The 10,055-nt window shown below is 48.2% G+C and carries 8 protein-coding genes, 1 other RNA gene and 1 pseudogene; 7 read left to right on the top strand and 3 right to left on the bottom strand.

Going from position 1 to position 10,055, the window contains the following annotated elements:
* Positions 1–137, top strand: a pseudogene (gene eno / locus BM613_RS06810) (phosphopyruvate hydratase); the annotation flags it as partial.
* A 71-nt stretch (positions 138–208) separates the two neighbouring features.
* On the opposite strand, the gene BM613_RS06805 reads toward eno, so the two are convergent.
* Positions 209–1,342 carry an MFS transporter gene (locus BM613_RS06805; protein ID WP_181362934.1) on the bottom strand — a complete coding sequence of 378 codons (1,134 nt, stop codon included), beginning with the start codon at positions 1,340–1,342 and terminating at the stop codon, positions 209–211.
* Between the two features lie 199 nt (positions 1,343–1,541).
* Here BM613_RS06805 and secG point away from each other — a divergent pair, with 199 nt between their 5' ends.
* Positions 1,542–1,775 (top strand): preprotein translocase subunit SecG, encoded by a 234-nt coding sequence (gene secG / locus BM613_RS06800; protein WP_109430412.1) that lies wholly within the window; start codon positions 1,542–1,544, stop codon positions 1,773–1,775.
* Positions 1,776–1,893: 118 nt separating this feature from the next.
* Here secG and BM613_RS06795 read toward each other — a convergent pair whose 3' ends face one another.
* The gene (locus BM613_RS06795; RefSeq protein WP_181362933.1) at positions 1,894–2,574 is read right to left on the bottom strand and encodes an LbetaH domain-containing protein; all 681 of its coding nucleotides are present in this window, start codon (positions 2,572–2,574) and stop codon (positions 1,894–1,896) included.
* A gap of 91 nt (positions 2,575–2,665) precedes the next feature.
* Here BM613_RS06795 and BM613_RS06790 point away from each other — a divergent pair, with 91 nt between their 5' ends.
* From BM613_RS06790 to BM613_RS06780, 3 genes are read left to right on the top strand one after another with little or no spacing between them, the layout of a single operon-like run.
* Positions 2,666–3,415 (top strand): alpha/beta hydrolase, encoded by a 750-nt coding sequence (locus BM613_RS06790; protein ID WP_109430410.1) that lies wholly within the window; start codon positions 2,666–2,668, stop codon positions 3,413–3,415.
* Between the two features lie 3 nt (positions 3,416–3,418).
* Complete coding sequence (rnr, locus tag BM613_RS06785; RefSeq protein WP_181362932.1) at positions 3,419–5,995, top strand: ribonuclease R; 2,577 nt, start codon at positions 3,419–3,421, stop codon at positions 5,993–5,995.
* Between the two features lie 37 nt (positions 5,996–6,032).
* Complete coding sequence (locus BM613_RS06780) at positions 6,033–7,016, top strand: carbohydrate kinase family protein (protein ID WP_181362931.1); 984 nt, start codon at positions 6,033–6,035, stop codon at positions 7,014–7,016.
* A gap of 46 nt (positions 7,017–7,062) precedes the next feature.
* On the opposite strand, the gene pckA is transcribed toward BM613_RS06780, so the two are convergent.
* Complete coding sequence (gene pckA / locus BM613_RS06775; RefSeq protein ID WP_109430427.1) at positions 7,063–8,643, bottom strand: phosphoenolpyruvate carboxykinase (ATP); 1,581 nt, start codon at positions 8,641–8,643, stop codon at positions 7,063–7,065.
* A 297-nt stretch (positions 8,644–8,940) separates the two neighbouring features.
* On the opposite strand from pckA, the gene smpB reads away from it, so the two are divergent.
* Positions 8,941–9,435: an SsrA-binding protein SmpB gene (smpB, locus tag BM613_RS06770; protein ID WP_109430408.1), complete on the top strand. Its 495-nt coding sequence runs from the start codon at positions 8,941–8,943 to the stop codon at positions 9,433–9,435.
* A gap of 110 nt (positions 9,436–9,545) precedes the next feature.
* Positions 9,546–9,906, top strand: a transfer-messenger RNA (tmRNA) gene (gene ssrA / locus BM613_RS06765).
* Positions 9,907–10,055 lie beyond the last annotated feature (149 nt).

Raw genomic sequence — 10,055 nt, 5'->3', positions numbered from 1 at the left:
CCGGACAGATCAAATCGGGCGCCCCTTCACGTACAGATCGCGTCGCCAAATACAACCAGTTACTGCGTATCGAAGCAGAACTTGGAAGCTTGGCTCGCTATGAAGGAATGCGTTCTTTTTACAATTTACGCGGATAAACCAGTGTATCTTTACATAAAGTGTCGTGACGAAGAGGGTCTCTCGTCACGGCGTTTTTATTTTCATGGGATCAAGAGATCATGTCTCCGTTGGGTAAACGACCTAAAAAATAGGCGCAGAGTGCTGTAATTGCGAAAAACACCAAGGCGGGCGGTGAAGCGATAGGACCGATCGGGTGTTCGGTGAGATGCATGAGTAAACCACCGCCGCTTGCACCTACTGAAGCGCCAACGGCCATTGACAGGGAAGCGACGCCAAAAAAAGTGGCAAGATGGGATGAGTCTGCGATTTGTGCGATGTACGATTGCCGATTAGGGACAGTAATGACTGATCCTAAAGAGAGCCCAATGACTGGCGCTAGAATTCCGAGCATGTTGACGTGAAAGATGAGCGGAATCCAACTGATTGCCATCAAATACATTCCGATGGACATGAGACGCGGGGCAGAGAAGCGTTCGCTATATCGTGACATAAAAGAAATAGCTGGGTAGGATGCGGCGATTTCAAGTAGCGCTTCGAGGCTAAACAGTTCACCTAAAGCTGTTTTTGGCGCATGTAAAAAAGTAAGAAGATCGGGTATGGCGATATACATTTGCTGATAAATGAGATAGTACCCCATAAATAAGAGGACAAATTGTAAAAAGGTATGATTCTTAGCGATCACTCTCACACCTTGAAGAAGTGCTGGCTGTTTCTCTTCCTTGGCTTGCTCTGGCAATAAGACGACGCTGAGAATGCCTAAAATGGCGAAAATGGCGCCAGAAATCCAGCAAATCGCTGCGAAGTGATCATAGACAAGAAAGGCACCAAGCACCGGACCAACTGTTGTTCCGATATTACTAGTGGCTTGGCGAATGGCAAATGCGCGTGATTGCAGGGAGGGTGCAACGAGTGAAGCGAGTGCAGCATTTCCAGCGGGGCCAAACAAAGCGCCACCGATGCCAAAGAAGATGGCGGCCGCAAACAGCCATATGCCTGCAGGAATCAGTGCAAAGAGTGCAAAACCAACAGAACGGATGAGACATCCGAGCAAAATTACGTAGCGGTAAGGCATGCGGTCTGCGAGTGCACCACCAAATAGTTGCAGACCTTGTTGCGATAGGATGCGAACGGCATATAAATTGCCGACAAATAACGCGGTCATGCCAAGGGATAGATAATGAATAGACAACATGGGGATCAACATGAAAAATCCCATATTCATAAAGAGTGCTTCCACAAAAAGAAAGTGTACACTGACGGGGAAACGACCTATAGATGGGATGCTCATCAAGCTGCCTCACTTTTGCGTGGTAGGAATGTAGACTCTAACATTCTAGCATATTCACTGGTCGTGGGGGCTGTTTGCGTTGAACCGAGTTCACATGCTATACTTGACAAAGATGTGCGTGGAGGTGAGTGTGATGTTGAGCGTCGCGAAGATCTTACTCGTGATCATTAGCGTAGTGCTTGTCACAGTGGTTCTCCTCCAGTCGGGGCGCAGTGCGGGACTGGGTGCGATTACGGGCGGAGGCAATGAAGTTGGTGCATCGCGCCGCAATCGCGGAACAGATCCGATGCTTGCGCGTATAACTATGGTCGTCGCATTTTTATTCTTCGTAGATTTGATCTGGATTGCGTGGATGGTTTCTCATTAGGAAAAGTGAAGGTCGTAAGGTCACAAAAATGGAATTGGTGTCAGATAAGTGTAGAAAAGGTGTCGCGGATCAGGCGGCACCTTTATATGTATAATGGGGAAAATAGTCTCTTTGTTGTTCACGTGTAAGAGGTTGCACGCGTTTGCCCTAAGTATTCTCCCTGATCGCGAAAAGGAAGGTGCTCAGCTTCGTAGGGATTGCGTACAACTTGTCCAGCACGGATACGGCGAAAAGGAGGGATCTCGACGTCACAAACGATTGCACCATTTTCGACGATCACGCCTGTGCGCAAACAGGCATTGGATAGAATGGCGCCCGGGCCGACGTATACATCCTGTTCGATTAAGACGGGGCTCATCAAACGTGCGCCCATGTCGATCGTCGATCGCTCCCCAATGTAGATCGCATATCCCTCATCATTGACGAATACAGCGTTTTGATAAGGTTCATTTTCTAGTGTACTCGGAGCGATGGCAAGTGTAGATCGCTGCATGATGCGGCTCCCTTTGGCCAAGCCAATGCGGTGCTCGGACTTGCCATAGACGGCAGCCGTTGGTGCGAGAAATGCGTCATTTGCTGCGATTAAGCGCGGGCGGTGTTGATCTTGTGCAGATTCCTCGACGGTTTGCAAAGGGGGTCGGTCAAAACCTTGTTCCGGCTGATTTAGGGAGTAATTGTCTATACTGTGAACAGTGTACCATTCTTTAGTCAGTACATCACTGAGAAAACTTTTCATGATGGGCGCGGTTAGCGCACCTGTGAGAAATGCGACAGCAAAGTGGGCAAAGGTATGGCGCATCGAATCCCTCCGCAACCTCTGAAATGTTCTATCCCTAAGTTGTGACAATCGGAATGATTTCATCCATAAATTGTAGGAGAGGAGACAGGCTATGCAGACGAGAGAACGCAATCGTCAAGCGTTTTCCTCTAAGGGTGGAAGCACGGGAATTCTTATGATCCATGGATTCACCGGTTCACCTGGAGAATTAAGACCATTCGCGGAACATTTAGCAAAACTTGGATATCGGGTAGAAGTGCCTATTTTAGCGGGGCATTGTACAACAGTCCATAAGATGAATGAAACGACTTATCAAGATTGGGTTCAATCTGCATACGACGCTTATCATCTGCTTGCGATGCAAACAGAGCGAGTGGTATGTATTGGACACTCGATGGGAGGGCTTATCGCCTTTTACTTAGCCAATCGCTATCATATAGCAGGGATTGTCAGTATGTGTACGCCAGTGTTTTTGTCACACTACGGGGCGCGATTAGCACCTTTTATTAGCTGGTTGTATCCTGTACATAGAACGGCAAGTTCTCGAAATGAGGAACTTCTACAATATTTAGGTGGTTATGACGAGACGCCGGTTCGAGCGTTGAAGAGCTTAAATCGATTCATTCGCGTGGTTCGTGATGAGTTGCATGAGATTCACGTTCCAGTGCTGGTTCAACAAGCAAAAAAAGATTTAACTGTGCGTCCAGAAAGTGCACAGTATATTTATGATCATATTCGCAGTAAACACAAAGAATTAAAGTGGTATGAGCATTCAGGCCACATGTTGCCGATAGATACGGATCGCAAAGAGGTTTGGGCCGATGCGCTTTCGTTTATTTCACAGATCGAGGGAGTGTCTTAGTGCGTGAAGGAACAGGATGTCTTAGATTTTATGCGTGAGCAAGTCTATCGTCCCCTTTTGTTCGATGAGTTGACGCTTGCACTTGGCATCGAGCAAACCAAGGAGGCTCTCACAAAGTTTAAAGAACTGCTTTCACAGATGGAATCTGTCGGCGCGATTGTGCGCACGCGTACAAATCGCTATGGTGTGCCAGAGCGCATGGATCTTGTAGTCGGTCATTTGCGTGCACACGCGCGGGGATTTGGATTTGTGGTGCCGATCGACCGCACGTTGCCAGATTTCTATATTAGTGCTGGCGATTTGCACGAGGCGATGGATGGCGATCGCGTCATCGTCCGTCCGTTAAAACAAACCGCAGAAGGTAAGCGCGAGGGGGAAGTCATTCGCGTTGTCAATCGTGCACATAAGACAGTGGTGGGTGTATTATCGACATTTCGTACATATGGATTCGTAAAACCAGATGATCGCCACCTTACCCAGGACATCTTTATCCCGGGGGATCAACTGTTTGGAGCGGTAGATGGTCAAAAAGTGGTTGTGGAGATCACGGCTTATCCTGGGGTGCATCAGAGTGCGACGGCAAAAGTCATTGAAGTGCTTGGTTTTCCGAATGACCCCGGAGTTGATATCCTCTCTGTTGTCCGAAAGTATGGCTTGCCTGAGGCATTTCCGGCAGACGTCTTGCAAGCGGCAGAGGTAATTTCGCATGAAGTGACAAAGGAAGAACTTGCGCAGCGCAAAGACCTGCGCGGAGAGTCGATTGTGACGATCGATGGGCCGGATGCGAAAGATCTTGACGATGCGGTACATGTGCGCCGTTTGGCAAATGGCAACTATCTGTTGGGTGTGCATATAGCAGATGTTTCGTATTATGTGCGGGAAGGATCCGCGCTTGACCGCGAGGCGTTTCGACGCGGGACGAGTGTATATCTAGTAGATCGTGTAATCCCTATGTTGCCACCACGTCTGTCAAACGGCATCTGTTCTTTACATCCCCAAGTTGACCGTTTGACCATCACGTGTGAAATGGAGTGGTCCCCTGCGTTTGAACTGGTACGCCACGACATCTATCCTTCCGTGATTCGCACAAAAGAGCGCATGACGTACCAAGCGGTACGTGACATTGTGATGGAACAAGACGCGAGTTTACTCGAACGCTATGCAGAGCTTGTCCCGATGTTCCATTTGATGGCGGAGTTTGCGATGGGCTTGCGTGAGCGGCGGATGAAGCGCGGAGCGATAGATTTTGGCTTTGCTGAAACGAAGATCAAAGTGGATGAACAGGGACACCCATTAGAACTGATCAAGCGTGAGCGCAGCATTGCAGAAATGATCATCGAAGAATTTATGTTGGCTGCCAATGAGACGATTGCGGAGCATTTTTTCTGGATGGAGGTTCCTTTTCTCTATCGTGTGCATGAAGCGCCAGAAGTTGAAAAGATGATTGCGCTTAATGAATTTGTGCATAATTTTGGCTATCATTTAAAAGCAGTGGGCAACATCCATCCGCGTGCACTGCAGGATTTACTTGAACATGTGCGTGGTCGTGCAGAAGAGACGGTCATTAGTCACGTATTGCTGCGGCAAATGAAGCAGGCGCGGTATGCGGCCCAAAGTCTTGGACACTTTGGACTTGCGGCTCAACACTATACCCATTTTACTAGCCCGATTCGACGGTACCCAGATCTCATGATTCACCGTGTGCTACGTGAAGTGTTGGTGGAAGGGGGATTAGCGCCAGAACGGTATGTGTATTTACAAGCGATCATGCCAGAAGTGGCCGAACAATCGTCGCGAGCAGAGCGCACAGCTGTCGATGCCGAACGAGAGACGGATTTACTAAAGAAAATTGAATATATGCAAGATAAAATTGGAGAAGAATTTGAAGGGATGATTTCTGGTGTTACAGGTTTTGGCATGTTCGTTCAACTCGACAATTCTGTCGAAGGGTTAATTCATGTCAGTTATCTAGAGGACGATTATTACCATTATCATGAAAAGCTACACGCGCTAATTGGGGAACGATTGAAGCGCGTGTTTCGGATTGGCGATCGCGTGCGCATTCGTGTCGTGAAGGCGAGCAAGGAGAATTTGGCGATCGATTTTGCGCTGGTGGCTAAGTTGCAGGCAGAGGATGTCGAAGCTGATGTAGAGGCGAGGCAGTCAATCCCCGTCAAGAGCAAGAACAAAGGGCGTAAAGGAAGCGATGAATATAATTTTACAAGGGATGGGCGCACTAAAATGCCGCGCGAAGCTGCTGCTCCCAAGGCTTCGCAAGGAAGGAATCGACGAAAGAAGCGCGACGAAACTGCGAGCGCGGTGACAAATGGGAGTTTATTGCCTGTAAAAGGTGGATACGGTAGTGCTAGTTTGGTGCAGGATGTGCGACCACGACATAAGTCTGGGAAAAAGGCCACTTCTGAAGTTGCTAAGAAAAGTTCGGAAGATTCATTCCAGGCACGAGAGGCGGCGCGGCAACGCAAAAAAAAGGAGCGGCAGTTGTTGAATGAAGTGAGCAGTACGTACGGTGTACGTGTGAAAGACAAGGGAAACAAGCGAGCAAAGCATAAATCAGATTAGTGTGAGAGAACGAACTTGTGCGATGGGGGAGATGACAATGAAACGGGTAATTACAGTTGGAGAAGCGCTGATTGATTTAATCGCCATGGAAGAGACAGAGAAAATTGCACAGGCGCAAACTTTTTCGCGACAAGCAGGAGGCGCCCCTGCGAATGTCGCAGTTGCAATCGCACGCTTAGGTGGATTAGTTGAGTTTGTGGGGAGCTTGGGATGCGATCCGTTTGGCGATTACCTTATGCAAACGCTCCGAGGATATGGGGTATCTGTGAAGTATGTGGCAAGGGTAGAGCAAGCAACAACGCTTGCTTTTGTCGCTCGCGCCGACGGAGAATCACAGTATTATTTTGTGCGCAATCCAGGTGCGGACACCCTTTTAACGGTTTCACAAGTGGAGCAAGTCCCAATTGACAAGGACAGTATTTTATATTTTGGTTCTAACTCCCTAGCACAAAATCCGCTTCGTGAAGCGCTTGTTAGCTTACTGCAAAACGCCCGTGCAAATCAGGCGCTTATCAGTTTTGACGTGAATTTCCGCCAGGCGTTTTGGGTGCAGGGAAATGATCCTAAAGATGCTTGTCAAAAGGTATTGCCGCTTGTCGATCTTGTAAAAGTCAATCGGCAGGAACTCTTTTGGCTTACTTCAGAGCGCGATGAAGTAAATGCTGCAATACAGATTGCACAAATGACAGATGCAGTCATCCTTTGTACGCGAGGATCGCATGGTGTACTTATTTTTCATAGAAAGTGGGAGCGACCACTTGTTGTTCCTAGTTATGTGGCACCTGTTGTGGTAGATACGACGGGTGCGGGGGATTCGTTCATGGGGGCATTCTTATATCAATGTGCAAAATGGGAAGTGCAAAGGGAAGAACTCGTGCTTCTTAGTGAGGAGAGATGGAGCCAATGGGGTCACTTTGCGGCAGCGGCAGCGGCACTTACTGTAGGTAAGCTAGGTGCAATGGCCGCAATGCCAAGCAGGAATGAAGTAGAGCAGGTTTGCGTTACCTCGCTCGATAGCTAGCGGCGAGGTAACGTGTTCGATCACAATCTTGTGGGCGTTGGTTCTTTTATGCGCGTGGACCTGCACTGAGAATTTCACTTGGCACATCTGAAAACTTTTTGAAGTTTTCTTTGAAGCGTGCAGCAAGTGCTTGTGCTGCTTGACGGTAGTCTTCTTTATTTTCCCATGTGAGTTCTGGTTGTAAAACTTCACTAGGCACGCCAGCGATTTGAGTCGGGATCGCAAGGCCGAAATAGGGTTCAATCACGCAGTTCACTTGATCTAATTGGCCAGAGAGAGCTGCTTGCACCATTTTGCGAGTATATTCGAGTTTCATGCGTTTGCCTACTCCGTATGGCCCACCGCTCCACCCGGTGTTAACCAAAAAGACGGAGGTCTGATGTTCATCGATTTTTTGTCCAAGCATGTTTGCGTACTCCATGGGGTGCAAGGGTAAGAAAGGAGCTCCAAAGCAGGAAGAAAAGGTGGCTTCTGGTTGCGTGACTCCGCGTTCTGTCCCTGCTAACTTACTTGTGTACCCAGAGAGGAAATGATACATCGCCTGCTCTTTAGTCAAGCGGGAGATAGGTGGCAATACACCAGAAGCATCGGCGGTTAAAAACACGATGACAGAGGGGTGACCAGCAATACTTGGAATTCGTGCGTTGGGAATAAATTCTACTGGATAGGCTGCGCGCGTATTTTCCGTGAGTTCAGCAGATGCATAGTCCGCGGTGCGCGTTTGTTCTTGAACGACAACGTTTTCAAGTACAGTACCAAAGCGAATGGCGTTCCAGATTTGCGGTTCGGCTGCTTCTGTCAAACCTATGCATTTGGCGTAACACCCACCTTCAAAATTGAAAACACCCTCATCGCTCCATCCATGCTCGTCATCGCCGATTAATTCGCGATGTGGATCTGCTGACAGCGTTGTTTTGCCTGTACCAGAAAGACCAAAGAACAAGGCGACATGGTCGCTCTCTTGTGCTTTGTTTGCGGAACAGTGCATGGGAAGAATCCCTTTTTGCGGCAAGAGGAAGTTGAGGATTGTGAATATCGATTTTTTGATTTCACCAGCATATCCGGAGCCGCCAATCAGTACCGTTCGATGTTTAAATGACACGATGATGAATGTGTCAGAATTTGTATGATCAATCGCAGGATTCGCTTTAACTGAAGGAAGGTCAATCAGTGTAAAAGCTGGCGTGTGCATAGCTAGTTCTTCCTGTGACGGTCGGATAAACAGTTGTCGAGAGAATAAGCTGTGCCATGCATATTCGGTTACGACGCGAATCGGTAGTCTGGCTTCAGCGGAAGCACCTGCAAAACCATCAAAGACAAATGCGTCGTGTTGACTGATATATTCGAGCATTTCATGATATAGGCGAAGGAAAGCGGATTCATCGATTTTTTGATTGACACTACCCCAATGGATGCGATCTTTTGTTTCTTCATCGACGACGAAAAATTTGTCCTTTGGCGAGCGCCCAGTAAATTTGCCTGTCGTAGCACGCAGAGCTCCGGTATCGGTCAAAATTCCCTCTTTGCGCGCGAGGGCAAGTTCGATCAATTCGGGAGTAGAGAGGTTATAATAGGTGTGAGCGTTGCGTAGCGTCGATTCTAAGCGATCATTTAGCAGTGAGTTGATCAAAAGTGTGACCTCCTGTCCCGTGATAGGCGCGATTTGTTCAAGCAACCAGTTGAGTATGCGATAATATATGTCCTAGTCACCTATTAGGGTATATGTAATTCGGAAATAATGCAACACATTTTTCTTAAATTCGCAAATGTGACATACTAATTACCGGTTTTGACTCGTTTATTGGTTAATGTGGCCGTCTGGTGTACAGTGTATGCATGGCAGGAACAGGGGTAGGAAGCTTGCGCTGAATTGGGAGCGGGAAAGATGAAGTCATTTTTCAGTGAAAGGTGGCACACGATAGCAATGGCCCATACGGGAAATGGAAAGCCAGGGGAGAAAACGGGAGTAAAAATTGTTGCCCAAAATAAGAAAGCTACACATGATTATTTTATTGAAGAGACGTTTGAAGCGGGGATTGTGTTGACGGGCACGGAGATTAAATCAATTCGTGCCGGAAAGGCCAATTTAAAAGATAGTTATGCGCGCGTTGAACATGGGGAGGTATTTTTGCATAACCTGCATATTAGTCCGTATGAAGCGGGGAATCGTTTCAATCATGATCCGTTGCGAACGCGTAAGCTCCTTCTCACAAGGCCGGAAATTCGCAAACTCATTGGTGCCTCACGCGAACAAGGGTTTTCACTTGTGCCACTGCGTCTGTATTTGCGCGGAGGATTTTGCAAAGTAGAGTTAGCGCTCGCGCGCGGCAAGAAAAACTACGATAAGAGAGAGACGATTGCAAAACGCGATGCTGCCCGTGAAATCGAGCGCGCTTTTCGCGAGCGTCAGCGCGCTTAAAGGAAATATGCTTATAGAGGTACTGTACAGCATACGAGCCAAAATGCACCGCTACCATTTTCATACTGTGTGTGCTATGATAGCGATACGTCCGAATGGACGTCTCTTAGGGGGGCGTTCTGGATTCGACGGGGATCGTTCGAGCATGAGTAGCGGGTCGTGGGGCTGCGCTTCACGTTAATCACGCAGACCTAAACACAAACGCAAACAACGAAGAAAACTACGCTCTCGCTGCTTAATCGCAGCTGACGTCGTCTCTCTCTTCTTCTCCCACGGGAAGTGAGAGGCGTCACCTAAGTGGGATAGTCGGAGATCAGCGTCCGCGTCTCTCCGGCGAATAAAAGCGGACTAGCCTGATCGAGAGCGTGTCGTTGCGCGCTCCTTGGGCGAACTTCAAACCAGCGAATACACCCGTAGAAGCGAGTGTAGCGAGGTCTTCGGACAGGGGTTCGATTCCCCTCGCCTCCACCATTAGAAAACCTGTCTCCTACCGGAGATGGGTTTTTGCCTGTTCTAGAGCCATTTGGGTATTACGTCTATAAAGTGGACACCCCAGAACAGAAAAATTGTAAGTTTTCATATTCTAACATGATGCCTGTTATTGCTCAGCTTGCTGCACC

This window comes from Sulfoacidibacillus thermotolerans (assembly GCF_003144315.1).
In the GTDB taxonomy this organism is placed as follows: Bacteria; Bacillota; Bacilli; order Alicyclobacillales; family SLC66; genus Sulfoacidibacillus; species Sulfoacidibacillus thermotolerans.
Note: the sequence above shows the minus strand (reverse complement) of the source record. Positions and strands in the feature narration are given on the sequence as shown.

Coding starts and splice junctions, on each gene's coding strand:
- BM613_RS06805 (WP_181362934.1), bottom strand. CDS start 1,342: ATGAATATGGGATTTTTCATGTTGATCCCCATGTTGTCTATTCATTAT.
- secG (WP_109430412.1), top strand. CDS start 1,542: ATGTTGAGCGTCGCGAAGATCTTACTCGTGATCATTAGCGTAGTGCTT.
- BM613_RS06795 (WP_181362933.1), bottom strand. CDS start 2,574: ATGCGCCATACCTTTGCCCACTTTGCTGTCGCATTTCTCACAGGTGCG.
- BM613_RS06790 (WP_109430410.1), top strand. CDS start 2,666: ATGCAGACGAGAGAACGCAATCGTCAAGCGTTTTCCTCTAAGGGTGGA.
- BM613_RS06780 (WP_181362931.1), top strand. CDS start 6,033: ATGAAACGGGTAATTACAGTTGGAGAAGCGCTGATTGATTTAATCGCC.
- smpB (WP_109430408.1), top strand. CDS start 8,941: ATGGCCCATACGGGAAATGGAAAGCCAGGGGAGAAAACGGGAGTAAAA.